Source organism: Neptuniibacter marinus (assembly GCF_001597725.1).
In the GTDB taxonomy this organism is placed as follows: Bacteria; Pseudomonadota; Gammaproteobacteria; order Pseudomonadales; family Balneatricaceae; genus Neptuniibacter; species Neptuniibacter marinus.
Window position 1 is genome coordinate 45,923 of record NZ_LUTR01000001.1, and the last position, 25,988, is coordinate 71,910.

At 43.7% G+C, this 25,988-nt stretch carries 24 protein-coding genes and 1 riboswitch; of the genes, 11 read left to right on the plus strand and 13 right to left on the minus strand.

The window, feature by feature from the left end:
- The 9 genes from A3774_RS00225 to A3774_RS00265 form a co-directional block, all read right to left on the minus strand.
- Nucleotides 1-1,344 (minus strand): cobyrinate a,c-diamide synthase, encoded by a 1,344-nt coding sequence (locus tag A3774_RS00225; protein WP_067861725.1) that lies wholly within the window; start codon nucleotides 1,342-1,344, stop codon nucleotides 1-3.
- Complete coding sequence (gene cobO, locus A3774_RS00230) at nucleotides 1,344-1,931, minus strand: cob(I)yrinic acid a,c-diamide adenosyltransferase (protein WP_067861728.1); 588 nt, start codon at nucleotides 1,929-1,931, stop codon at nucleotides 1,344-1,346. The genes A3774_RS00225 and cobO overlap by 1 nt, the downstream gene beginning before the upstream one ends.
- Nucleotides 1,931-3,667 (minus strand): AAA family ATPase, encoded by a 1,737-nt coding sequence (locus A3774_RS00235; RefSeq protein WP_067861731.1) that lies wholly within the window; start codon nucleotides 3,665-3,667, stop codon nucleotides 1,931-1,933. The genes cobO and A3774_RS00235 overlap by 1 nt, the downstream gene beginning before the upstream one ends.
- A gap of 92 nt (nucleotides 3,668-3,759) precedes the next feature.
- On the minus strand, nucleotides 3,760-5,142 hold the full coding sequence (locus A3774_RS00240) for an MFS transporter (RefSeq protein WP_067861734.1): 1,383 nt from the start codon (nucleotides 5,140-5,142) through the stop codon (nucleotides 3,760-3,762).
- On the minus strand, nucleotides 5,139-5,885 hold the full coding sequence (locus A3774_RS00245; RefSeq protein WP_231867901.1) for an energy-coupling factor ABC transporter ATP-binding protein: 747 nt from the start codon (nucleotides 5,883-5,885) through the stop codon (nucleotides 5,139-5,141). The genes A3774_RS00240 and A3774_RS00245 overlap by 4 nt, the downstream gene beginning before the upstream one ends.
- Before the next feature lie 10 nt (nucleotides 5,886-5,895).
- Nucleotides 5,896-6,678 (minus strand): cobalt ECF transporter T component CbiQ, encoded by a 783-nt coding sequence (gene cbiQ / locus A3774_RS00250; RefSeq protein WP_067861737.1) that lies wholly within the window; start codon nucleotides 6,676-6,678, stop codon nucleotides 5,896-5,898.
- Nucleotides 6,679-6,682: 4 nt separating this feature from the next.
- Nucleotides 6,683-7,273, minus strand: coding sequence for a hypothetical protein (locus A3774_RS00255; RefSeq protein ID WP_067861740.1), 591 nt, complete (start codon nucleotides 7,271-7,273; stop codon nucleotides 6,683-6,685).
- Nucleotides 7,266-7,886 carry a cobalt transporter CbiM gene (gene cbiM / locus A3774_RS00260; RefSeq protein WP_067861743.1) on the minus strand — a complete coding sequence of 207 codons (621 nt, stop codon included), beginning with the start codon at nucleotides 7,884-7,886 and terminating at the stop codon, nucleotides 7,266-7,268. Before cbiM ends, A3774_RS00255 begins: the two co-directional genes overlap by 8 nt.
- A 12-nt stretch (nucleotides 7,887-7,898) precedes the next feature.
- Nucleotides 7,899-8,741, minus strand: coding sequence for a DUF4198 domain-containing protein (locus A3774_RS00265; RefSeq protein WP_067861746.1), 843 nt, complete (start codon nucleotides 8,739-8,741; stop codon nucleotides 7,899-7,901).
- Nucleotides 8,742-8,836: 95 nt separating this feature from the next.
- Nucleotides 8,837-9,098: riboswitch (cobalamin riboswitch) on the minus strand.
- 160 nt (nucleotides 9,099-9,258) lie between these two features.
- Between A3774_RS00265 and A3774_RS00270 the strand changes: the two genes are divergently transcribed.
- The 8 genes from A3774_RS00270 to cydX all read left to right on the plus strand — a co-directional run bounded on the left by A3774_RS00270 (nucleotide 9,259) and on the right by cydX (nucleotide 16,345).
- Complete coding sequence (locus A3774_RS00270; RefSeq protein WP_067862426.1) at nucleotides 9,259-9,669, plus strand: SpoIIAA family protein; 411 nt, start codon at nucleotides 9,259-9,261, stop codon at nucleotides 9,667-9,669.
- Between the two features lie 161 nt (nucleotides 9,670-9,830).
- Nucleotides 9,831-10,418, plus strand: a complete 588-nt coding sequence (locus A3774_RS00275) for a cytochrome b (protein WP_067861749.1) — start codon at nucleotides 9,831-9,833, stop codon at nucleotides 10,416-10,418.
- 155 nt (nucleotides 10,419-10,573) lie between these two features.
- The gene (locus A3774_RS00280) at nucleotides 10,574-10,927 is read left to right on the plus strand and encodes a YkgJ family cysteine cluster protein (protein ID WP_067861752.1); all 354 of its coding nucleotides are present in this window, start codon (nucleotides 10,574-10,576) and stop codon (nucleotides 10,925-10,927) included.
- 110 nt (nucleotides 10,928-11,037) lie between these two features.
- Nucleotides 11,038-11,505 carry a GNAT family N-acetyltransferase gene (locus tag A3774_RS00285; protein ID WP_067861755.1) on the plus strand — a complete coding sequence of 156 codons (468 nt, stop codon included), beginning with the start codon at nucleotides 11,038-11,040 and terminating at the stop codon, nucleotides 11,503-11,505.
- A gap of 485 nt (nucleotides 11,506-11,990) precedes the next feature.
- Nucleotides 11,991-13,304, plus strand: a complete 1,314-nt coding sequence (locus tag A3774_RS00290) for an FAD-dependent oxidoreductase (RefSeq protein WP_067861758.1) — start codon at nucleotides 11,991-11,993, stop codon at nucleotides 13,302-13,304.
- A gap of 223 nt (nucleotides 13,305-13,527) precedes the next feature.
- A complete protein-coding gene (locus A3774_RS00295) occupies nucleotides 13,528-15,111 on the plus strand; it encodes a cytochrome ubiquinol oxidase subunit I (protein ID WP_067861761.1) in 1,584 nt (527 codons plus the stop codon).
- Nucleotides 15,104-16,240 carry a cytochrome d ubiquinol oxidase subunit II gene (cydB, locus tag A3774_RS00300; RefSeq protein ID WP_067861764.1) on the plus strand — a complete coding sequence of 379 codons (1,137 nt, stop codon included), beginning with the start codon at nucleotides 15,104-15,106 and terminating at the stop codon, nucleotides 16,238-16,240. The genes A3774_RS00295 and cydB overlap by 8 nt, the downstream gene beginning before the upstream one ends.
- 9 nt (nucleotides 16,241-16,249) lie before the next feature.
- Nucleotides 16,250-16,345: a cytochrome bd-I oxidase subunit CydX gene (gene cydX, locus A3774_RS00305; protein ID WP_067861767.1), complete on the plus strand. Its 96-nt coding sequence runs from the start codon at nucleotides 16,250-16,252 to the stop codon at nucleotides 16,343-16,345.
- Nucleotides 16,346-16,444: 99 nt separating this feature from the next.
- Here the strand turns inward: cydX and A3774_RS00310 are convergent, their stop codons facing one another.
- Nucleotides 16,445-17,770, minus strand: coding sequence for a sigma-54 interaction domain-containing protein (locus A3774_RS00310; RefSeq protein ID WP_067861770.1), 1,326 nt, complete (start codon nucleotides 17,768-17,770; stop codon nucleotides 16,445-16,447).
- Between the two features lie 100 nt (nucleotides 17,771-17,870).
- Between A3774_RS00310 and cydD the strand changes: the two genes are divergently transcribed.
- From cydD to A3774_RS00325, 3 genes are all read left to right on the plus strand, one after another.
- On the plus strand, nucleotides 17,871-19,583 hold the full coding sequence (gene cydD / locus A3774_RS00315) for a thiol reductant ABC exporter subunit CydD (protein ID WP_067861772.1): 1,713 nt from the start codon (nucleotides 17,871-17,873) through the stop codon (nucleotides 19,581-19,583).
- Complete coding sequence (locus A3774_RS00320; RefSeq protein WP_067861775.1) at nucleotides 19,576-21,207, plus strand: amino acid ABC transporter ATP-binding/permease protein; 1,632 nt, start codon at nucleotides 19,576-19,578, stop codon at nucleotides 21,205-21,207. Before cydD ends, A3774_RS00320 begins: the two co-directional genes overlap by 8 nt.
- A 156-nt stretch (nucleotides 21,208-21,363) precedes the next feature.
- The gene (locus A3774_RS00325; protein ID WP_067861778.1) at nucleotides 21,364-22,734 is read left to right on the plus strand and encodes a class II fumarate hydratase; all 1,371 of its coding nucleotides are present in this window, start codon (nucleotides 21,364-21,366) and stop codon (nucleotides 22,732-22,734) included.
- Between the two features lie 103 nt (nucleotides 22,735-22,837).
- On the opposite strand, the gene A3774_RS00330 is transcribed toward A3774_RS00325, so the two are convergent.
- The 3 genes from A3774_RS00330 to A3774_RS00340 all read right to left on the minus strand — a co-directional run bounded on the left by A3774_RS00330 (nucleotide 22,838) and on the right by A3774_RS00340 (nucleotide 25,618).
- Nucleotides 22,838-23,494: a cytochrome b/b6 domain-containing protein gene (locus A3774_RS00330; protein ID WP_067861781.1), complete on the minus strand. Its 657-nt coding sequence runs from the start codon at nucleotides 23,492-23,494 to the stop codon at nucleotides 22,838-22,840.
- A gap of 79 nt (nucleotides 23,495-23,573) precedes the next feature.
- Complete coding sequence (locus A3774_RS00335) at nucleotides 23,574-24,047, minus strand: c-type cytochrome (RefSeq protein WP_067861784.1); 474 nt, start codon at nucleotides 24,045-24,047, stop codon at nucleotides 23,574-23,576.
- A 197-nt stretch (nucleotides 24,048-24,244) separates the two neighbouring features.
- The gene (locus A3774_RS00340) at nucleotides 24,245-25,618 is read right to left on the minus strand and encodes an alanine/glycine:cation symporter family protein (protein ID WP_067861787.1); all 1,374 of its coding nucleotides are present in this window, start codon (nucleotides 25,616-25,618) and stop codon (nucleotides 24,245-24,247) included.
- Between the last annotated feature and the right edge of the window lie 370 nt (nucleotides 25,619-25,988).

Genomic DNA, 25,988 nt, shown 5'->3' on the forward strand with positions numbered 1-25,988 from the left:
TTAATCCGTTTTTGATTCATACTGACCACTAAAGATAGCGGCAATCGCTTCAGGGTTTGAGGCAAAAAATAGATGTAAATAACTAGCGGTTAGCCCCTGCTCTCTATAGATCGCTTCTCCCGGCGCAGGATGTCGCTGGCGTTTACCATAGGCGATAGGCTCCGGTGTTGCATGACTACGAGAACGGTGATGCGCATGCGCTTGTACAGTCCCTTCTGGCAACATAGCCGTCTGCATTCCTTGGCACCCCCGTTTTCCGCGCATCGCCCCATGACCTGCAATAACTGCACTCATGGGGTATACCTGATCATCCAAATCGGTTAAATCTTCAAGGCAGTAAAGAAACCCACCACACTCAGCCAAAATAGGTTTACCTAACTGATGGAATCTTTTGATCTGCTCTTTAATGGCCTTATTTTCAGACAGTGCTTTAGCGTGCAGTTCTGGATAACCTCCCGGTAACCAGAGCGCATCAGCCTCTGGTAACTGCTGATCAAATAAAGGGGAGAAAAACACTAACTCTGCACCCATCTCCTGCAATGAACGCAAATTAGCATCATAAATAAAGCTAAAGGCTGCATCTTTAGCGATCGCAATCCTTTTACCCACCAACAAAGGTGCCACTGGAGCGACCTCTGCACTAAAAAATTCAACCGCTTCGGGCAGATCAATAATTGCATTCGGCTCGGCCAACGGGCCTTTGATCCACTGAGCACCTAAAGTAAAGCGCTGCTCAAGCTCATCGCGCACCTCATCTGCTTGCACTAAACCTAAATGGCGTTCAGGTAAAGCGACCTCAGGATCCCTTGCTAATGTGGCTAATAATGGTAGGTTTTTAGGTAAGGCATCACGAATCAGCTCAGCATGACGTTCTGTACCACAATTATTGGCAATAAGACCTGCAACCTTCACATCATCACGATAGTTCGCCATGCCCATCGCTAAGGCAGCAGCCGTTTGAGCCATCCCTTTAACGTTCATCACTATAGCTATAGGGATATTAAAACGGGCAGCTAGATCTGCACTTGATGGATCACCATCAAACATCCCCATCGCCCCTTCAACTAGAATAAGATCAGCCGTTTGAGCCGCTTCAAATAGTTTTTGCTGGCAATACTTATCCCCAGCCATCCATAGGTCTAGCTGCTCAACATCTTGCCCTGAAGCCTGCGCTAAAATTTGCGGATCTAAATAGTCAGGGCCCGTTTTAAAAACCCGTACCACTTTACCTTGAGTTGTAAAGTAACGCGCTAACGCCGCTGTAATAGTCGTCTTTCCTTCACCGGAACTTGGCGCAGAAAGAAATAACGCAGGACACAAAACAGAAGTGGATAGATCGGTCATCAGTATTCAATTCCCGCTTGTGCTTTTACCCCTAGACGAAATGCATGACGCTCATCTCTAATACTACTGATGGTATCCGCTATCTCTTCTAACCCTTCGGGCATTACCCGACCTGTAATCATTACGTTTTGATTTTTAGGCCTATTTTTTAGGGCTTCAATCACTGGAGCTAGTTCAAGGTATTTATATTTGAACATGTAGCTCATCTCATCAAAAACCAGCATCTCATAACGATCATCTTGCAAGAGCGCTTCCGCTATCTGCCAAGCTTTTTCCGCCGCAGCTATATCTTGTTCTTTATCTTGGGTTTCCCACGTAAAGCCGTGTCCCATCACGTGCCAATCAATCAATGCATGATCACGGAACAGTTTATATTCGCCGGTCTCTGTACGCCCTTTCACAAACTGAATCACGGCTGCCTTTTTACCATGGCCTACGCAGCGCGCCATCGTACCAAAAGCGGAGCTGCTTTTACCTTTACCGTTGCCTTTAAGGAGAATTAAAACGCCACGCTCTTCAGTGGCACTGGCGATGCGTTTATCGATCACTTCTTTCTTTTTCGCCATGCGTTCCTGATGGGTCTTCATTAATATGCTCCAGCCAAAGATAAATAGGTTGCGTTTAATGTTTGGGCAAAGCGAGGACCTTTGCCCCGTTTAATCTGACTAAGTTCAGTATCGATCCATACCAGTTCACCTGGGAGCTGAACACCGTCCAGAGAACTACTGCTACGGCCATCAGTCAGAACATAACTGCGGATCTGTAGTTGGGGGTTTTGACGGAGTAATTTTTGCAAATAAACTTGCGCCTCTAAAAATGCAGCACGCATCGGCGTCCCACCGCCAGCACTCAGTTGATCCAACCACTCTCTGAGCTCTTTAGGTGCACGCACCTTTGACAGTAGGCGGTCAACACGGCTATTACCAAAACCAAAGAGCGTAATTTTCTCCCTTGCTATATACGCTTGCTGGGAGATCTGCAGCAGTGCAGCCTTAGCATGAGCAAAGCTCTCTGCTTGCAATGTGGATGCAGAGGTATCTAATAATACGAGATGCAGTATATCGTCTGACTGTTTTTTCGGTTTAAAACGCAGTTTCTCTGGCGGCCAGCTAGACAGGCTGGATATTAAAGTAGCGTACCAATCCGGCCGTTTGCTCGATTCAGACATAGTCAACGCATTTGGTTTAGAAGATGATCGAGCCATCGTCCCACTTGCTTGAACAGACTCTACATTTAGCGTTATATCAGCCGTTTTCTGCTGTTCCATTTGAGCTGACATTGGGCCCCAATCCCCCTCCCCACCGGAACTCTCTATTGAATTTTTCTGTCCATCTTCAGCCCGCTCACGATGACTATCATCCGGTCGTTTAAAGCTATGTTGTGTTTGAGGTGATGATGGCGGCTTATTTTGTTCGGAGGAACTAGGCGGCTGTTTATCCGAGGACGTCGGCTCTACCTTACGTCGATGGGCTAACACTAAGGCTTCAACATCATCTATATCTTGCAAAGTAACAGCAGTACGTTGATGAAATGCAGCATTAGCAATTGCAGCCCTATACCAAACAATATCAGCCCTTAAACCATCCACCTGCGCCGCACTACAACGCTCCGCAATTTCGAGCCGTAGTAGATCATCACAGCTGATACTGTTTAGCCGTACCCGTGCAGATTCTATATGTTTAAGGAGCTGCTCTTGCTCTGCCTTGTAGGCCTCACAGAACTGCTCCCTCTCGCGTTCAAACAGCTCTCGGCGCTTAACAATTTCGACTCTTTCTGTGGGTAGATACTGATTATCCAGATCAACTGACAGTCCAAAACGATCATGGAGCTGGGGGCGCAACTCCCCTTCATCAGGATTCATAGTACCGACTAATAAAAACTCGGAGCGATGGCTATGGCTAATACCATCACGTTCGATACGATTTACCCCTGAAGACGCCACATCAAGTAATAGGTCAACCAGATTATCTGGTAGAAGATTAACCTCATCAACGTAAAGCACACCACCATCTGCTTTACTCAGTAAGCCTGGACTAAAACGCACCGTTTTTTCATTGAGTACATGCTCAAGATCTAAAGTCCCGAGCAACATCTCTTCACTAGCGCCTAAAGGTAAGGTCACAAAATCAGCTGATTTTTCCCCCTCATCATCTGAAACAGGTAATAGATCAGCCAATCCTCGCGCCAATGTAGATTTTGCACAGCCGCGCGGCCCACTGATAACAACACCGCCAATAGCAGGATTAATTGCAGACAATATAAGTGCTAATTTAAAATCGTCTTGGCCTAAAACCGCGCTAAATGGAAAACCTGTTTTACTCATCTATCTACCTTTAACATCCCGTTATCCGAGAGGTGATGCCAGATTTAAAAACCTAAGATACAAAAAGGACCACATCCTTTGGGTATCCAACCTTATTGTTTCGGCCAATAAGAGTGATGCTCATCAATCACATATTTATGTCGATGTTTCTGATGCTTATGATAATGGGGGTGGGTATGTGGTTCAGCTCCCTCCCAGCCCTCATGCTCATGTTGATGGTGCTCATCACGAATATGGGGATGGAGATGCTCCAGCTCGGAATGTTCATGCCAAAGCTCATAGCGATCATGGCTTTTCCAGATAACACTCGCTAACAACGTCGATATGCCAGCCAATACAGCTAACCAAATAAACGTCTGCTCCATACCGAGCACACTGCCCAAGCCACCCGCTAGAAGGTAACCAATCAACCACATCCCATGAGTTAAGGCGAAGTTAGCAGAAAAGTAATCATTGCGATCACTCTCTTTGCATGACTGACGGACGACGCGCCCTGTCGGAATCAAAATCATACTGCTCCCCACACCAATCAAACACCAAATAGGAAACAAACCTAAGTAACTAGGACCGACAATGCCTGCTAACAGCGCCACAACGATAATAACACCACCACACAACATAACCGAACGATCATGAAAACGTTCCAATAAAGAGGGAAGGTAAAGCGCGGCTAACATAGACCCCAAACCAGCAGATACCATAAGTAAGGGCACCTGCTCTTCCGATAAACCAAGAACGCCTCGGACATACACAACACTATTAACAATAACCATTGCACCCGCAGCGGATAAAGCTAAATTAAGCAATAATACAGCGCATAAACGGGGTGTCCTCAGATAGCTTTTTATACCAAAACTAACATGCTGCCAAAGACCACCACTTCGGTCATTACTCTTACTCTTCGGCAGTTGAGTCATATAGATAAAAACAACCGATAGCGCGAAGCCTGCGCTATTAAGCTCAAACAGCCACTCATAAGAGGTGAAAAATATAATTACGGCAGCAAGTGCAGGACTTAGCAGGCTTTCCACCTCCATGGCCAAACGCGAGAGAGACAACGCTTGGGTATACTCTTTCTCATCAGGAAGAATGTCAGGCAACAAAGCTTGATAAACCGGTGTATAAGCTGCCGCCATAACATTTAACCAGAAGATCACCACAAACAACTGCCAAATAGCGTCACAAAATGGCAATAAAGCAACTAATAAGGCTCGACCAGCATTCAAACCCGACAACCACTTTTTACGCGGTAAACGATTAGCATAACCACCGACTATAGGCGCTACGCTCAAATAAGCGACCATTTTAATGGCTAAAGCAACACCTAAGGCTAAACCAGCATCACTTGGTTTAAGATCGAAGGCAAACAGCGCTAAAGCAACTGTTGTTAACCCTGTACCTAATAACGAAACTAACTGACCTAAAAAAAGCCAGCGAAAGTTTGAATTAAGTAACGGCGTCGCAACAGCAATCATTGGTTACTTTTCTCCACCAACCCGACAGTATCAAGTTTACGCTTCTCTACAAGATTTAACTTAGCCCCTTCTAGCCGGACTTCTCGCGTAGCTAATTGCGCTAAGAAATCACTATCATGGGAGATAATGATCATCGCCTGAGGTAAGGTTTTTAATGTATCAATCAAATGCTGACGCGCTTTACTATCTAATGCATTACTCGGCTCATCTAACAGCAATACTTCAGGTTCCATCGCTAATACAGAAGCTAAAGTAATCATACGTTTCTCACCACCTGATAACTGATGGGTAATACGCTCCTCAAAGCCAGCCATCCCCAACGAAGCCAATGTATTAGTAGCAATCTTTAAAGCCTCTTCGCGGCTCTTTCCTAGGTTTAAGGGGCCAAAGGCCACATCTTCTAAAACAGTCGGGCAAAACAGCTGGTCGTCCGGGTCTTGAAACAAAAAACCGGCACGGGCACGCACATCAACAAAGGACCTTTCCTCTTTTCGACTTTCACCAAATGCAAAAATATCACCTGACTTTGCTTTTTTAAGGCCCACTAATAGATGTAATAAAGTCGTTTTCCCCGCTCCATTAGCCCCCGTTAAAGCAACGCGTTCACTCAGATTAAGCTGAAAATCCACATCGTCCAGCACGAGCCCTCGGCGAGGATAGCGATAGCTCAAGCCTCTCACCTGAATCAAAGGGGCTGTAGACTTACCAGACAACTCAGACTCAACCATTGATCGCTCACTCATAAAAAAATTTTCATAAAAAGTTAAGCCCAATCAATCCGCATAAAAAAGGAAGGAACAGCGCCATAAAACGATAATCATGGGTACCTAATGCCATATCATCAAACAGATAAAACTGGCCTTTATAACCCCGACATTTCATTGCATCCATAATGCGTTCCGAGCGCTCCAAAGAGTGTACTAAGAGCATACCAATAAGATAACCAATGGAACGCCATGTATGCATATCAGTTCGTAAAACAAAAGCACGAGCCTGCATCGCTCGGCGCATACGTTTATATTCCTGCCCAATCACATCCAAATAACGCACAGTAAAAAGCAGCAAGTGCACAAGTTTATCAGGTACTCGCAAATGAGCTAAGGCATGGCCTAAAGTGGTCGCACTAAGCGTGCCTACCAGCGCCAATAACGACAATACTACCGCATGGGCTTTTAGCAATATCATCAGCGCGTGCAGAAAGCCCTCAATACTTGCGGATAATCCCGCAACGGTAAATAGCGCTTCACCAGGTGTCGTAAAGGGCAGCATAATGACCAGAAAGATCATAAACATATCCATTGCAATCACTCGCCGCAGCGTCCGCTTTACATTTAATTGAGCAAGCAGAGCCAATAAAAGCCCAACCAACACACCTAAACTTAATACCCAAAAGCTTTCCGACAGCACAGTTACAAAAGCAAACAACGTCACCATTATCACACGCAGACGCGGATCGAGCTTATCGATCACAGAGAGATCATGTTTAACCTTTTGCCCTTTCCATGAGGTGCCGCTATGCTCTAAAAACTGAGGCATCAGATCAGCCTTTGCTCTGCTTATCCAGTTGACGCTGACGCCACCAGATACCTAAACCGCACAAGCCAAAGATATAACCTATCCCACCTATTACGTCTTGCAGCGACGCCTTTTCTTTATATTCAGCAAGCTCTTTTCTAAGCGGAATAACTTGCTTTGCTACGGCCCTTTCGACCATCTGTTCTAAGGTTTTCTGGCCACTAGAGGTCACAGAGGGGGCGACGACTTCCATCGTTTGAGGGCTTAGGTTTACTCCTGTCACTGATTCGCTAGGCAAACTATCCGGCAACTCAGCAGCCGGTAGCGTTAATTCTAAAAGGTGACCTGAACTTAAATTAGCGAAGAAAAGATGATCTATACGTCGCGTAGCTGTATAGGAAAACAGTCCCTCATCATTGGTTTTTATATTCGCAAGCTCATTACCTTCAGCATCCGTCACTTTAATAAGCGTGCCTGCAGCAGCCATGTCACCGTTAGAGAAACCAACTTCACCCTCGATCTGATTACCAATAGCATAAACACCTCCAACCACGTTATGGGCTGAAACGGAGAGCGAACATAACCCCAAAAACAATATCGTAATTAATCTATGCATACTCTGAAGACTCCTTAATATTAAGGAACTCAGGTTTTACTTTACGAATAAGCAACACAGCCGCAGCCGTAACAAAGCCTTCAACAATCATGACCGGAATATGCGCCAAAAAGGTCACTTTTGCTGCTAAAAGAAAAGCCTCACCCGAGAGCATTAAGGAGAACGCGACCATCACCGTAGTAAGCACAATCGCTCCAGCGCCGCCAGCAGCACCCCATACAGCCGCCACTTTAGGCGAGCTTGAGCTAATACCCTTCCCACATAGGTAATACACCAGAACAGCCGGCAACGCGATATTAACTACGTTGACGCCCAAGACTAAAAAGCCGCCAAAACCAAAGAAAACAGCCTGTAAAAACAGTGCGACTAAAAGAGCCGGAAAAGCTGCCCACCCTAATGCGAGACCAATTAAGCCATTCAAAATAAGGTGAACACTGGAAAAACCTATTGGCAGATGAATATAAGAGGCGATAAAGAACACAGCGGATAAGACACCTACCTGAGGTAAGTGATCATAATCCATTTTCTTTAGACCTATAGCAACACCCGCTACAGTTAAAGCCGCCCCTACCGCTAAAACAGGAACAGCTAACGCGCCATCAACAATATGCATAGAGCTTGTTACCTAGTTAGACAAATCACTTTGCGCGGACTTATCGGAAGCGCGAATCTCATGCGCTTGCACCCAAATCACCGCATCTTGAGATAACTCTTTACCTTTAAACTCTGTTTTTTCACCTACACCTAATGCTGCAAAACCCCACTGCCCCGCTTTAGGGATACCAAAAGTAAACGTGCCGTTAGCATCAGCGAAAATAGTCATCGTGATAAAAAGGTCGGAGGGAAGATCCATATTCGCTTGTGCAGAAAAACGATTATTCTTCATATCTGGATCATAATTAACATACTCAACCTCAATCTCTGCAAAAGGTACAGGCTTACCTCTGCTTTTTACTACACCGGTAAATGTACCACCCGCTAAAATGCCATAAGGCTTAGTCAATGGAACAATTTCAGCACTTAAACCTAGATCTTTATTCCAATCGGTTGGTAGCGTACCAACATTAACAATGGTTTTAACAATTTGTTGAATATAGGCCTCTTCAGACGCTTCAAAATAGGGAGCCATCTGCATCACAAAAAGGTGATCGCCTAAGCCACGAAGCGCCACATCTACTTCGTAAGCGTCACCTGTATTTTCAGCACTGGTCCATTTCGAGGCTTTCACACCCGACAGAAGATCAGTTTTTTTACCTTTTTTAACTACATAAAACTGCTCCGGTGGTTCCACCGTCATCACATAACCGCTATCAGCAGGATGCGTAAAGGGGAGTTTTAGGTTAATTAATCCACCACGTTCCCGTAATAGATCAGGGGTATACACCATCTGAAAGTGGGCTTGGGCTGTAGAAGTAAAAAGAGATGCAGCTAGACTAATAGCTACCAAAGAAAGTACATTTTTAAGCACAGAAAAATCTCCAACAAGTTATGTGTCGGAGTTGGGAGGATAAGTATGTTCAGACCAACTGAACGATTACTCGGTGAAGCCCTCCGCAACACCATGGTAAATATTTTTATCTCGCTGGTATCCGGACTCATTGGCGAAACAGAGCTTATAAAAACACTGTCTCGAGTATTTCACCTTCCCACATATAACCTAAACAGCACGTATTTAAACGTAAATAAGCTTAATGCAGTGGCATACAAAACACCTTAACCAATTTACCGTTGCGGGGGCAGTGTTGGGATTACCTTTGGCTAATTAAAACCTAGATGCACCAACTTCCCGGATCAAATGATTAAAACCATCTAATCTGCACTTATGTGCGGCAAGATAAGCCGTTAACAATACCCATGCAATCAACACTTTGCAATTGAGCAGTTTTCGTTTTGCTATGAATTTTATACAGCTAAAAATTATCAATTAGCGCCCTATTCATTTTACTTTTATAATGAAATTACACCCATTAACAAAAGACACCTCTATGCTTTACGTTCTTCCTGAAACAACTGGCGATATCATCGTATTACAGGCCAACAACAAACTAACCCAAGAAGACTATACCGAAACATTTATCCCTCTATTTGAACATGTCAAAAATACGCATCCAGAGGTGCGATTGCTGATCACGTTCGCTCCTGACTTTTCAGGCTTTGAGGCTGGCGCGCTATGGGAAGACCTGAAGTTCGGCGTCGCTCATGCAAATGACCTGCACCGCATGGCCATAGTCGGCGATGCACAATGGATGGATTGGGCAACAAAAATATCCAAACATTTTATGCAAGGCGAAGTGCGCCACTACAAACTAACCCAGCTACTAGAGGCTTTACGCTGGATTAATGATGAAGGTGAGGATGACGAGGAAATAGATAAATCGCATCCTTTAGGTGGCTAAACAGCTGCATAGAATGGTGAAATAGAAAGACATCCCAAACTAGGTTTCATTTTAAAAGCAGTCGCTATATGGCTAGGCATATTAACGCTGGCTGGTTCGGTATGACGTTCGCTTTTGAGTTAACGTTTAGCTATATACAAAATCAATACTTGGAATATTAAATGAGTATCAGAAACACTGCCGAGAATTACGGCTCAATTGCAAAATGGTTACACTGGATGACGGCTATTCTTTTTTTAGGCGCTTATATCACTGTTTACTTTCGGCACTGGTTTACAGAGGAAAAAACACCTGAAAACTGGGCAGCGATTCAGCTTCACTTTTCTATTGGTGTGACCATTGCTGTCATAGTCGCACTGCGTATTATCTGGCGTATAACTAACCGCAAACCTAATCCAGAACCGGGTACACACTTAGAACATCAAGCTGCTCGAGTCGGTCACTATGCACTATATGCGATTATGATCATCATGCCTCTCACGGGCTATTTAGGCACTGGAGGCGCTACAGAATACTTCTTTTTATTCGATATACCTAAATTTGAAGATACCCCTATCTTCGTATCTTTAGTGCAGGAGAGTCTAGGACTCACATTTAAAGAGTTCGAAAAACCGGTCGACTTTATCCACAAAAATATACTCGGCGCTTGGTTAGTATGGATTCTAATATTGGGACATGTTTTAGCAGCCTTGTACCATCACTTTGTAAAACACGACAGGACCCTGCTGAAAATGACATCGGATAAATAATAAAAGACAAGCTAAAAATAATCACAATGGTATTCCATGTGGGCGACAGTGGTGCCAAGTAATCGGTTAAAATATAACACAAACGAAGAGAATAACGAGTTCTCATACCTTAGGTATAAAACCATAACAATCAATAAGATAAAAAGAGAGCACCCATGAATAATAACCGCGAGGTTATCGCACGACTGCGTCAACGTATTCCCACATTCGAGTGCACACCGGGCTGCCATGATTGTTGCGGGCCGGTGACCACCTCATCGGAAGAGATCTCTCGTCTACCGGTTAAATCGGATGCCGAACATGATGCAGCCCTAAAAGAGTTTAATTGTGTCCATTTAGGTCCCAATGGCTGCACCGTCTATGGGGAGCGTCCTTTAATCTGTCGATTATTTGGCACTACACCCAATATGGCCTGCCCTAACGGTTGTCGACCACAAGAGATGGTTGAGCCGGAGATTGAGCAAGAGGTACACCGCTATATTGCCACCACTCGACAAGTTTTAGTCTAGCCTCAAACATTACATGGTCTCTTTATATACGGTATGCCGCTTTAATTGAGTTGCAGCAACCAATCCGCCAGACAACACTATATACTTGCAATTTTATATCTGCCATAACCATGCGCATCCGAGCTTATCGACCATCCGATTCTGTTGAAATAACCAATTTATTTCATACATCCGTTCATACCATAAAACAGTCGTTTTACTCAAAAGAAGAGCGAGAGGCTTGGGCTCCCACACCACCTGACTATACTGGCTGGAAGGCACGATTATTGATAAAAAAGCCATTTGTAGCGCTGAAAAAAAACCGTATTATTGGCTTTATCGAACTAGAGAGCGATGGTCATATCGATTGCCTCTATGTACATCCAGATTACCAAGGCTCAGGGGTAGCACGCCAACTATTACAACATATTCTCATCGTCGCTCAAAAAAAGGGAATAACTAGACTTCATGTAGAAGCCAGTAAAGTTGCTATGCCTTTCTTCAAAAAATCAGGCTTTAAACTCATCAAAGAAAACCACATCAACTTACGAGGACAGTCATTGCTAAACTATTCCATGTCTTGGAGCATCCAACCTTAATGAAGCACACCGAAACGATTTTGTTTACTGGATAGATTTAGGCATCCCCCTTTTACTGCCTCTATGAAATAACCCTCCAAAAACCAAAACCCAATACCATTATCATTGAATATAAGACATTCAATATATAAGATATATTTAATATAGTGCTTAGTCTGATGGTTTACCCTTCATTCAGGCGACTTACTTTAAAAATAACGTGGATTGAGAACACCTCACAAACAATATATGTCAAAAAAAGTGACATATATGACAAATACTAGATCAAATGAAATCTAAACAAGCGGCTCAAATTGCTAGCTCTACCACCACTCTCCTTTGATTATATGCAAATAACCAGAAAGAATATAACTGGCATGCAATCTGCTTTAAATATTTAAAGATAAAACATAACAGCCAGCTCTGATCAAAGCAGATACGCCTATTAATCATAGACTCTCAGCCCTTTCAAGAGCCTATAAAGTATTTATAAAAAGGTGATAACTATGTCCATTAATCGTCGAAATTTACTTAAAACCGGAGCAGCCCTAGGTGTTGCCGGGGCGTTTGGCTTTGGTGCTTGGGAGTTAAGCAAAACTGACACAAAAGCAAAAATCCTTATTACCGGTGGTGGTGCGGGTGGTCTTGCCTTATCAAATAAGCTGCTACATTATTTTAATGGCGCAGAGATCACTATCGTAGATCCACGCGGCTATCACTGGTACCAACCTGGGCAAACATTACTCTTGGCCGGTGCTTATAAAAGCAAAGATAAAGTTATCGAAGATAATGAAACCTATTTAGACAGCCAAGTAAAATGGATTTCAGAAGCCGTAAGAGAGTATCAACCTGATAATAATCAAGTAATTACATCATCAGGACAGGCACTCAACTATGACTACCTCATTGTTGCTACAGGCTTAGAACTACGCTACGACATGATTGAAGGCTTAGATATCAACGAAATTGGACAAGGCAATATCGCGAGTATTTACCTAAGCCCTGAAGCAGGTATCGCCAGTCACAAGCAAGCGCTAGCATTTGCACAAAGCAAAGGTGGCCAAGCTCTGTTTACTCGCCCCCAAGGAGCCATGAAATGTGCAGGCGCTCCGATGAAAGCAACAAACCTAATAGAGTATTTTGTCCGTAAGGCCGGTAATCGAGATGCATTTAATTTTGAATACTTTACCGCTGAGAACTACTTATTTGCAGTTAAAGCATTTGATAAACGCTTACAAGAGATTTGGGCTGAGCGACAAATCACTCCAAATTATGAGCAGACACTAACCTCATTGGACAGCGCAGCCCATACCGCAACCTTTACTTTAGCTGATAATTCACAACGTACTGTGGATTGGGACTTCATACATATAGTACCGCCTATGACAACTGTAAAAAGCATACGGGAGTCAGAGTTAGTTGATGAGACAGTTTTTAAAGGCTATTTAGAGGTCGATAAATACACACTGCAGCATAAACGATACCCCAATGTGTTTGGCCTAGGAGACACTGTAGGTACACCTATAGGAAAAACAGCGGCATCAGTTAAATCTCAATTACCGATTATTGCCAAAAACCTACAAGCATTAATCACAGATCAGCCATTAACCGCTCAATGGAATGGTTATACATCTTGCCCCATGATCTTAGATGTTGGACACGCCATGCTTTGGGAGTTTGATTATAGCCTAGAGCCCATGACCACATTACCCTTCCCGGTTGTAGACCCTCTTGATAAAAGTGAAACCGCTTGGGTTATGGAGAAGTCACTTATACGTCCCGTATATGATGTGATGCTGCATGGTTACACCCCAGTTTAAAGTAAAAATCGAGTATCGAAGTTCGAGTAAAGAACAAATTAAAAGAACATTAGCGCTGAATATGTCTAGAAAAAAGACTATTCGGCTCAAAGTGGCAAGGCGTATACTTTATTTGCTTTTAACTTATTAAGTTACAAGGAAATAACTGGCACGGCTTCTGCCTAATTAAGATTTATCACATCTACATAGCCGAATGAATCGGCAATAAGTAAAGGTATTAATTATGGTATCTGAAACTGTTGTGGAATTATCACGGTGGCAATTTGCCTTAACCGCGTTATACCACTTTCTTTTTGTCCCACTAACATTGGGACTCTCTTTCTTGCTAGCCATCATGGAATCTGTTTACGTGATGACAAACAAGCAAGTATACAAAGATATGACCCGTTTCTGGGGTAAGCTCTTTGGTATCAACTTCGCTCTTGGTGTTACGACTGGTCTAACGATGGAATTCCAGTTTGGTACCAATTGGGCTTACTACTCTCATTATGTAGGTGATATTTTTGGAGCGCCCTTAGCCATAGAAGGTTTAATGGCCTTTTTCCTTGAGTCGACCTTTGTTGGTTTATTCTTTTTTGGTTGGGATCGACTAACAAAAGTACAACATTTAGGGGTGACTTGGCTTGTTGCTATAGGCTCCAACTTCTCAGCATTATGGATTTTGATTGCAAATGGCTGGATGCAAAACCCAGTCGGTGCGTATTTCAACTTCGAAACTATGCGTATGGAGATGAGCAGCTTTGCAGAAGTAATTTTTAACCCTGTCGCTCAAGTTAAATTTGTTCACACTGTATCCGGCGGTTATGTCACTGGTGCTATCTTTGTACTTTCTATTAGCGCTTATTACATGCTAAGAAATAAAGATATGGGCTTTGCACGTCGCTCTTTTGCAATTGCATCAGCGTTTGGTCTCGCCTCTATCATGTCGGTTATTCTCTTAGGTGATGAGAGCGGCTATGAAATAGGCGAAGTACAAAAAGTTAAACTGGCAGCAATGGAAGCCGAGTGGGAAACCAGCGAAGCACCAGCACCCTTCACTCTCTTTGGTTTACCCAATGAAGAAACCCAAGAAACCGACATGGCTGTACGTATTCCCTACGTACTCGGTCTGATCGCAACTCGATCAGTCGATGAAGAAATCATGGGGATAAAAGAGTTGATTGAGCATGCTGAAGGCCGTATTCGTAACGGCATCAACGCTTATGCTCTATTGATGAAGTTGCGTAATGGTGAAGATACGCCAGAAAACAGAGCGGCGTTCTCTGCTGTTAATCATGACCTTGGTTATGGCTTGCTCCTCAAACGCTACACGCCCGATGTTGTGGACGCGACTGAAGAGCAAATAAAAGCAGCAGCAAAAGATACAATTCCGAAGGTTGCACCAATGTTTTGGACCTTCCGCGTAATGGTAGCTTGCGGCTTTACAATGCTGCTTCTGTTCACCCTATCGTTTTACTACACAGCCCGTCGCCAAGAGTACAAAAAACGTTGGCTGCTTAAGTTCGCAATGTTTGCACTCCCTCTACCTTGGATCGCAAATGAAATGGGCTGGTTTGTTGCAGAATTTGGGCGTCAACCTTGGGCGATAGGTGAGATTTTACCCACCTATGTTGCGACCTCAACGCTCAGCGAAACTGACCTATGGATGAGTATTTTCGGATTTGCGGCGCTTTACTCCGTATTCCTTGTGATTGAAGTGTTCCTCATGGTTAAGTACATCCGCAAAGGCCCAAGTGCTTTAGGTACCGGGCGTTATGATAACGAACCTTCGCTAGATGAAAATAAAGGAGCAGCTCAACATGTTTGATTATGAAACTCTGCGACTCATTTGGTGGTTACTGATCGGCGTACTACTTATCGGATTTGCAGTCACTGACGGCTTCGATATAGGTGCTGCCATGTTGATACCCCTGCTCGGTAAAACCGATACAGAACGACGTGTCATCATCAACACTATTGGGCCTCACTGGGATGGAAACCAAGTTTGGTTTATCACTGCCGGCGGCGCTATTTTTGCTGCATGGCCTTTAGTCTATGCCACCGCATTTTCTGGCTTCTACTGGGCAATGCTGCTCGTCCTTTTTGCTTTATTCTTTCGCCCTATAGGTTTTGAATATCGTAGTAAAATGGACAGTAAGCGCTGGCGTAATAACTGGGATCTTGGTTTATGCCTAGGCTCCTTTGTTCCCGCCCTTGTATTTGGTGTGGCATTTGGCAACCTATTTTTAGGGGTGCCCTTCCACTTTGATGAACTAACCCGTTCAACTTATACAGGCTCATTCTGGGCACTGCTTAACCCATTCGCATTGGTCTGCGGTCTTGCAAGTGTCGCAATGCTATTACTCCATGGCGCTGTCTGGTTACAGATGCGCGCAGGGGGTGATGTTCAAGTTCGTGCGCAAAAATACGCATCATTACTTGGGCCTGTATTGGCCGTGCTTATGCTAATTGCGGGTGCTGCTATTATGTGGATGATCCCAGGTTATGAAATTACCTCTGAGGTGATCTCTGACGCAAATTCAAACCCGCTAAGTAAAGAGGTCGCTCTAACCGAAAACTGGTTAGGTAACTTTACGACGCTACCTGCTTTATGGCTATTAGCCGCAGGAACTGTGGTCTTGCCACTATTGGTTAGTCTCTTGGCAAAATATGGAAAAGCGGGATGGGGATTTACCTTCAGTGCAGTCAATATTACTGCGATCATTTTACTAGCGGGTTCCACGTTATTCCCGTTCGTAATGCCCTCTTCAACTGATTTGGCAAGCAGCTTAACCCTTTGGGATGCAACATCAAGCATACTTACACTAGAGATAATGTTCTGGGTAGCCATGTTCTTTGTGCCTATTATTTTGATTTACACCTTGTGGGGGTACTACAAAATGTGGCGCAGAATCGAACCTGAATTTATTGAACAGAACAGCGTTTCTAATTATTAGGAGAGATATATGTGGTACTTTGCTTGGATTTTAGGCGTCTTGCTGGCATGTAGCTTTGGTATTATCAACGCTATGTGGCTAGAAAATCACTTCGACGAAGAATAGAAAAACATTTAAGGGGCTAACCTCATGTTAGCCCCCTATAAATCATCCTATTTATAGGGGAAGACTAAACAAGATTCAGTACCTTTGAATTAAGCACGGTCACTCCCCCTCTTTTAACTTTCTATACAAAGTACGCAGACTACATCCAGCAATCTCTGCGACTTCGGACTTATCAGTATAATGAGCCAGAAGCTGTCTAATATAAGCCTGCTCAACCTCTACCAGACTGCAACGAGCTTGTGCCAACGCCAACAATCCTTGTGGTGTATTTTTACCATTCTCTGGCACATAAAGGCTCAATGCCAAAGCCTGCTGCAGAGTCGCAACATTGATCTCTGGTCTATCACTGAGCACAACAGCTCGTTCAAGAATATTTTTCAATTCGCGGATATTACCTGTAAATGGCTGCTTCTCCAGCAACGCAATAGCCTCGTTATCAAGCCTAAGAGGCGAACCGCTATCAATCCTCAACAAAATACTTTTAACCAGCAAAGGCAGATCTTCTTTACGCTCCGCAAGCGAGGGCAATCGAATGGGGAAGGTACTAATACGATGGTAAAGATCCTCACGAAATTCATTCGCTGCGACCATCTCTGGAAGATTTTTGTGAGTAGCACAGATCAGCCTAAAGTCAGCCTCATAAGATTGACTCTCCCCTACTGGACGAAATGTTCTCGTTTCAATCAAACGCAGCAATTTAACCTGCAGATGCAAAGGGATATCGCCCACCTCATCAAGAAACAGAGTCCCTCCCCGTGCAGACTCCACCAAACCTTTACGGTTATTCGTTGCCCCCGTAAAAGCCCCTTTAATATGGCCAAACATTTCACTTTCAAAAAGTGTGTCGGTCAAACCAGAACACTCAACCGTAACAAAAGGCTTTCGAGTACGCTGACTCACATCATGCAGAGCCAGTGCAGCCAACTCTTTACCACTACCCGACGGCCCGGTCAGCAAGACACTCGTTTCCGTTTTACCTACACGCTGAATCAGGTCGACCAGTTTATTGAATGCAGGACTTCGCCCAATCATTTTATTGGCGATAGGTTCAGCACTCACTTCACTAACGGGTTTCATTACTTCAATAAAGTAACGACGTTCCTGTTCATCAGTAATAGGAGTGGTCTCTATGCGCATATGCTCTTTGCCTTGCGCCGTATTATGAATATGCAAAACACTCGAGGTAGAGCCACTCTCAAGCGCTGCCTTCATTGGACAGCTCTCACCCTCCATATCACAAGGCTGTTGATAACCGTGAGACAATTCATAACACTTAGCATAACCATCCCTAGGCAAGGGCTTAAAACGATGAGTATAGTGTTGGTTAGAGGCCACTACATTATAGTGTTCATCCAAAAGCACCGCAGGCTCATGGTAGCTCTCCAAAACATTAGTGATGGATGCAAGCCAGTTATTATAGGTCATCGTTTCCACCCCAAAATTTGTCAAAGATCTGTCAATAATGACAAAAACCTACTTTTAGAGCTAGCATAAATAGCCAAACATTAGAGTTAACATATAAACCATGGGTAAAGAGTCTAAAAAAACACAGTTTAAGGACGCAGCAGATCTGCTTCGCCAATTTAGTCTGCATGGCAAACGGGAAAACCGGTTATCCATACTGCTTGGTCTTCTGCAAATCGCTATGACAATTCTATTTGCGTTTGTCGTGGCTGATATTTTAGATAACGCCCTATTTCAACCGGAAAAAACACTACCCACTGCGCAAGTTTGGCTCATCTTAACGCTGAGTTTATTGACAAAAGCCGTAGCGACCTACATGCAAAACAACATCGCTAATCAGGCTAGCATTAAGATACGCAGTCAATTACGGCAATTTGCACTCAACCATTGCTTTACCCTTAATATTCGACTTTTCCCTCGATTTAAGACCGCGGAGCTTAGCAACCTGCTCAGTACTGAAATTAATAGCCTCCGGCTCTACTTTGCGGATTATAGTGCGCAAAAATATTTAGCGGTTTTGATGCCAATTGCGGTAATCATTGCAGCGGCTACCGTTAACTGGCTAGTGCCTATTATATTGGCATTAACTGCCCCATTAGTGCCTTTATTCATGATTCTAGTAGGGAAAAAAGCAGGGCAAGCAAGTCATGATAATCTCCAACAGCTTAACCGTCTTGGCAACTTAATGTCTGACCGGCTAAAAAATCTACAAGCACTCCAACTTGCCGGCACTACAGAGCAAGAAGCGGATAAATTATTCCAAAAGTCAGAATCATTCCGCGAAACCACCATGAAAGTTTTACGTCTCGCATTTTTATCAAACACTATACTTGAGTTTTTTAGCGCCATTAGTGTGGCATTAGTCGCTGTTTATCTAGGCTTATTTTTTCTCGATAAATATCAACTGGGGAGTTGGAGCGATGACCTAAGCTTGAGCCAAGGTGTATTCCTCCTGATGCTTGCGCCTGAATTTTACTTACCTTTACGTCGTCTCGGCACCTTATATCACGCCAAAGCGGACGCAACGAGCGTTGCCGAACATCTGCTCACGCTTAATAAGTTAGCCTCTCAGGTATCGAGCAACGAATTAAATTTAGAACAACAGCCTCTCCCTAAAATAGACAGCTTACAACTTGATACCGTTCAAGCGGGAGCTAAAGAGCGACCTCTTCATACGCCTATCTCTATTACTCTAGAGATGAAAGATCGAGTGTTACTCAACGGCCCCTCGGGTTCAGGTAAAACAACACTGCTAGATACCTTGGCGGGGTTATATCCTCTTCATCAAGGCAAGATAAAACTTAATGAGGTTGAACATAACATCTACCAACATCCAGACTGGCAGCAACAAATTGGCTATATGACCCAAACCCCTGAACTACTGTTCGCCAGTATTCGAGAGAATCTTTGCCTTGGTCGTGATTTCTCAGATGAAACACTATTTCAAGCCCTCAAAGACGCACAAATAGAGGAGCTTATTAGCTCACTCCCCGGCGGGCTGGATTATATAATTAGTGATCAGGGTGGCTATCTATCAGGTGGGCAAGCACAACGTATCGCTTTAGCTCGCGTTTTTCTGCACAAACCTCGTTTATTACTTTTAGATGAGCCCACCGCCAACCTTGATGAAGCAACCGCTCAAGCTTTTATGTTGCAATTAGCCGTCTATGTGGAGCAAGGGGGCATACTCATCATGACCAGCCACCGGCCCACAGATCAACACTTTTTCAATAAAGTCATTACTATGCAAGCCTTAGGAGAATCACATGAATAATGTCAAACGGCACTATTTAAAACTACTCCGGCAAGAGTATAAAATGGCGTTGCTTGGGGTTCTTCTTGCCGTTATTACTGCCTATTCAGGTATCGCTCTACTCGCGGTTTCGGGCTGGTTTATCAGTGCTGCGGCCTTAGCTGGGCTAAGCGCTGTGGCCGCACACTCTTTTAATTTCTTTGCCCCAGGCGCTATAGTCCGCGGCTTATCTATGTCACGAACCGCAGGGCGCTACGGCGAGCGTTTAAGTAGTCACGAAGCAACCTTTAGAATCATCTCAAATTTGCGGGCAGATCTATTCCGTCTCATTAGTCGCTTGAACTGGAACGAACAACAACTTAATCGCCACGAAACCTCCAGCCGTCTCTTACAAGATATTCAAAATATCGAAGCGATCTATCTCTCCGCAATACTTCCTGCTGCAGTCAGCTTTTTGGTTATGGTCGCCTATTTAGTAACTTTATATCTAGTACTACCAGCGTTAATACCATGGGTTATCATCCCTTTAATATTTGCAACGTTTATTATGCCTTGGCTGTATAGCCATCGCGTCTTACAATCTGAGTCCACTTTACATAAACGTCACAGCGAACAATGGTTATCTGCCAGTGCATTATTAAGCAATATGAGAACACTGACTCTATTTGAGCGCCTAAAACACAGTGGAGAATACCTACAAAAACAGGCCCAAGAGTCCGATAACTACGAATCCATGGCAGTACAACGCCAACAACACATATTACTACTCACCCAAGCCATTCTGATTATTATGACCGTACTCATATTTTGGCAGGGTTTATTAGCTTTCCAGCAAGGTCAGCTTGAAGGCGCTTATGCCTTTATGCTCCTATTATTAACCTTAGGCAGTGCTGAAGTATTACTTAATAACTGCCCAGCTCTAGCAAACCTAGGTCTTGGTTTAGCCGCGTTAGGTCGTCTCCAAGACAACCTCACGAACAACACAGAAACACTCGACAAACGGACTTTCACGCAAACGGATTCCAGCACTATCGGCCTGCACATCAACCAGCTTAATTACCGCTACCCACAGCAAAAAACTGACATATTTAAGCAGTTTAACCTTAGGTATGATGGACCGAATTGGATCTGGCTAAATGGAAGTAGCGGCGTAGGTAAAAGCACCTTGCTCAGTCTGATTTATGGACAACTCGCTCCTAGTGCTGGCAGCATAGAGTTTACCGGTTTAAACGCAGATGAGATCCGCTTTATGCCACAACGTATCGATATACTCCGCGCCACACTTAGGGATAACCTAACACTTAATATCACATCCTCAGAGCAAGCCATTAGGCATGCACTCAATATTGTTGAATTGGGAGAGTGGGCAAAAAGGCTTCCTAACGGTCTAGACACGTGGTTAGGCGAGGGTGAATGGCAACCTTCCGGCGGCGAACGTAAGCGAATTGGTTTAGCTCGCCTGATACTCCAAAACCCTCAATTTATCCTACTCGATGAGCCTACTGCCGGTATGGATAGCACCCTTGCAGCCCAAATTTACTCGCAATTAAGAGCACACTGGGCCGACAAGATCGTGTTATGCAGCAGCCATGAGCATGATTTCATCACAGCGAAGGATCAACGCCTTGAATTAACCGCCGTGTAAAAACAGCCTAAATAATAGCGAACAACTCTATCGCAGGGTGGTTAGTATCAAAGGATAGCCAAGGTTATTTTTTTGTCTTAGGCAGAAGGGAATCCATATTTATCCACACCTAGACTAAACTTAAAAAGCGACATAAGCCCTATCACAGGTGAACTCATGGACAAAAATAACTACCGAATAGAGAACGACTCCCTAGGTGACGTACAAGTTCCAAACGACGCCCTTTACGGCGCTCAAACCCAACGTGCTGTAGATAATTTCGCCATCAGCGGCATCACCATGCCTAGAGTATTTATTCGCTCTATTGGCTTGGTAAAGGCTGCTTGTGCAGCTGCCAATACAGAATTAAAGATACTGGATGCAGAGGTATCAGCTGCGATCCAGTGTGCCGCTAAAGATGTTAGTTGTGGGCATTATGACCATGATTTTCCTTTGGATGTGTTCCAAACAGGTTCTGGCACCAGCACCAATATGAACGCAAATGAAGTCATCGCCCACTTGGCCGCTAAACAACTAAATTCACCCGTTAACCCTAATGATCAGGTTAACATGAGCCAAAGCTCCAATGATGTCATACCGACCTGCATCCATTTAAGTGCAGCCCTACTACTGAATGAACGTCTCATCCCTGCCCTAGAACAGCTGATGCAAGTTATTAATGACCGATCAGAAGCCTTAACACAGGTCGTTAAAACCGGACGCACTCACTTAATGGATGCCATGCCTGTCACTTACGCTCAAGAATTAAGTGGTTGGAAAGCACAAATAGAACAATCAAAAGATAGATTACTCGATGTACAACCACGGCTATTTCAACTAGCGATTGGTGGAACAGCGGTAGGCACAGGCATCAATGCCCCTGAAGGTTTTGCAGAAAAAGTATGCGCTGAGTTAAGCCAACTCACTAACTTACCATTTGAAGTCACGCCAAATCACTTTGCTGCTATCAGCAGCCAAGATACCGCCGTAGAGTTAAGCGGCCAACTCAAAACCTTAGCGGTAGCCTTAGTAAAGATTTCTAATGATCTACGTTGGGCAAACAGTGGACCATTAGCTGGATTAGGTGAGATTAGCTTGCCGGTGTTACAACCGGGCAGCAGCATCATGCCGGGTAAAGTGAATCCTGTCGTTCCAGAAGCCGTGGCAATGGCTGCTACGCAAGCAATAGGCAATGATTGTTGTATCACCCTTGCAGGTCAATCCGGTAATTTTCAACTTAATGTAATGCTACCCCTTGTTGCTCACAACCTAATTCAAAGCATTGAGCTATTAAGCAACAGCGTTAGCTTACTCGCAGATAAAGCGATCTCAAAAATGACGATCAATATTGACCGTATGGAATCAACCTTAGCTCTAAACCCTATCTTAATTACCGCTCTCAATCGAGTTATCGGCTATGAACAAGGCGCAATCATCGCTAAGCGAGCTTACGCCGAAAAAAGAACCGTACTTGAGGTAGCAATCGAGGTAACAGGTATGGACGCTGATGAGTTAAGTCGATTATTGGATCCAAAGAACTTAACCTAAACCCTTATCTAAAATAGTCTAAGCGCTAGAGGTTAAATTTAAGTCAGTATAAGAAATGGATAAGGGAGGTCAGAACTCTCCCTTAAACTAAAAGAGGCATATATTAGATAGGTAAACCAAACAGGTAATACACCCAAGCAACGCTCAATGCGATACACATTAACAAAGCAACAGGGTTAACAGACTCTCTAGGCTTTGCGTTACCTAAGTCTTTCTTCGTTCCCGTCACCATAGAAGCCACCAGCTTCTCTTTAAATAAGATGCTATGTGTAATAACACCCAAAATATGCAACCCAACTAAACACTGTAGGATAAGCTGTACAGTATGATGAACTTCTGCGCCTAAACTTGCCAGCTCATCACTTACGCTCGCATAAAAAGGGCCTTCCCATAAAACCTCGTCTGAGGTTATTAAGCCTGAAGCGATTTGCAGCATAAGCAGTAAAATAAGCATCACAACCATCATGGCGCCAGCAGGGTTATGGCCATAAAAATGCTCTGATGTATCACCTTTAACAGTCGATTTTAGATAACTCAGCCCCTTGATTGGTGAAACAATAAAAGAACAGAAACGCGCATAATAAGTACCCACGACACCCCATAAAACACGAAAAAGAATCAAACCAGATAATAAGTAGCCACTATAAAAGTGCCATTGCATCAGGCTGTCATCCCAATTACCGCTATAAATCAGAAACAGAAACAGTGAAACTAGCACCCAGTGGAAAATCCGGGTCGGTAGATCCCAAATTTTAACCATCAATTTAATACTCCTTATACCATTAAAGGTTTCAATAGAAGGTAGCCCTATTAAACAATAAGGCTACCTTTAGATCTTTTTACTTAGCTTTGTAATTGTCGTGACAAGATTTACATGACTTACCTAAAGGACCAATCGCACCACGTAATGCGTCAAGACCCTGACCTGCACTTTCAGCCATAGTATTTGTCGCCGCTACCCAGTTTTTATGCTTTTCACCAATATCTGAATCTGCCGCCCAAATGTCTGCTTTAGCTTTTGTCACGTCAGACAAACCTTCAGCATCCATATCAGAACCTTTAGGCCACATCAGCCCATTATCCATTGCCGCCGCGTTTTTCAAGTTATTGGCAATCGCTTGAGCCAATTCAGCATCATAATCACGCTTCCCTTTAGCCATCGCAGCAAGTACACCCATATTAAACTTCATCATTTGGAAGAAACCTTGACGGCCTTCAATTTGATCTTCAAAGGGAAAATCTTCCGCCATGGCAGGTGAAACGGCTGTCGTTAGTAGTGTTGCGCATAATGCGGCCTTAAAAAATTTTTCCATTATCAGACTCTCCTCACGTGTTTATTTATTAGAACTAATCATATCATTCCCACTAAGTAAGAATAATCTAATATTAAAAATTAATCTGTAAAGTTATGTAAAAAACACCATAAAACAGACCAAAAAAAACCGAGCCTAAGCCCGGTTAATTCGACTATTAAAACCCAGAATCTTATGCTTGAGCTTTAATTTTCCGTTTACTTACCTGCTAATGATTCAGCAGCTTGCTTCTCAAAGTACTCTCGCGTTAGGCTGAATACAACCGGACTCAATAGCGCAAGGGCTACTAAGTTAGGGATCGCCATCAACGCATTAAGCGTATCAGCCAGCAACCATACGAACTCTAAACCAACCACTGTGCCCACAGGTACAGCTAGAATCCAAAGGATGCGGAAAGGTACAATAATCTTCACGCCAAACAGGTACTCAGCACAACGTTCACCATAAACACTCCACCCCAAAATAGTTGTGAAAGCAAAAATAGCTAACGCGATAGCAACAATATAGTTACCCACACCAGGAAGCGCCTGAGCAAAGGCTGCTGAGGTCAATGCTGCACCGGACTCACCGGAAGTCCATGCACCTGATGTAATAATTACTAAACCAGTGATAGAACAGATAATAATAGTATCTAGGAATGTACCTAACATCGCGATCAAACCCTGACGAACAGGATCTTTAGTTTGGGACGCCGCATGGGCAATAGGCGCAGAACCTAAACCAGCTTCGTTGGAAAACACACCACGCGCCACACCGAAACGAATAGCTGCCCATACCGCTGCACCGGCAAAACCGCCTTCGGCAGCAGATTCTGTAAATGCATAAGTAAAAATAAGATCAAGTGCATGAGGAATAGCATCAGCATTAATCGCTAATACAACAAGACCAGCAACCAAATAACTGATCGCCATCAAAGGCACAAGCGAACCCGCAACAGCACCAATACGTTTAATACCGCCCAATAGAACAGCTGCTGTTAGCACCATTAAAACAACACCCGTCACCCATAATGGCGTACCGAAATTCGATTCAAGAACAGATGCAACTGAGTTTGATTGAACGGTGTTACCAATACCAAAACCGGCAATCGTACCGAAAATGGCAAAAAGTGTACCCATCCAAGCCCATTTTTTACCAAGACCATTTTTGATGTAATACATCGGGCCACCAACATGGTTACCCTCTTCATCTACTTCACGGTATTTAACCGCTAGTACCGCTTCGGAAAACTTAGTCGCCATACCCACTAGCGCAGTACACCACATCCAAAAAAGAGCGCCAGGACCGCCTAAGAATACCGCAGTAGCAACACCTGCGATATTACCAGTACCAACCGTTGCCGACATAGCAGTCATCAACGCTTGAAATGGAGAAATGTCACCCTCTTTCCTTTCTGAATCAGTCGCTTTACGACCATTCCACATAAGTTTAAAACCAGTACCAAGCTTAAAGATTGGCATCAGTTTTAATCCTAGCTGTAAAAACAAGCCTACACCTAGAATCAATACAAGCATCATGGGACCCCATACGATGCCGTTGACCATAGTGATAAAACCGGTTAATGCTTCCATCATTTTTCCTCGATATTTTTGTCTTAATTGAGGTTTGTTTACTCTTGAGCTTTTTATTATTAGTACATGCTGCACTGCACTTTTTATGTTTTTTAGTAACACAAAAGAACAGCTAACAACTACCTGCAATAAAACAGCAAACCAATGGCTGACTCAATCAGTTTGCTTAACATGCAGATCCCCTCGATCACAGCAGAAGCAATACTCATCAAAATCATTTATTGCCAACTAAAAGAAATACTCTTTTAACAGTTATGGCCCTATTATGACAAATAGTAGTTCCCAATAAGATAAGTCAATTTAGCTAGATAATGGCTTTGAAATTAATAGATATTCCGAATAAATAACTTTATATCCCCCCCTAAGAGAG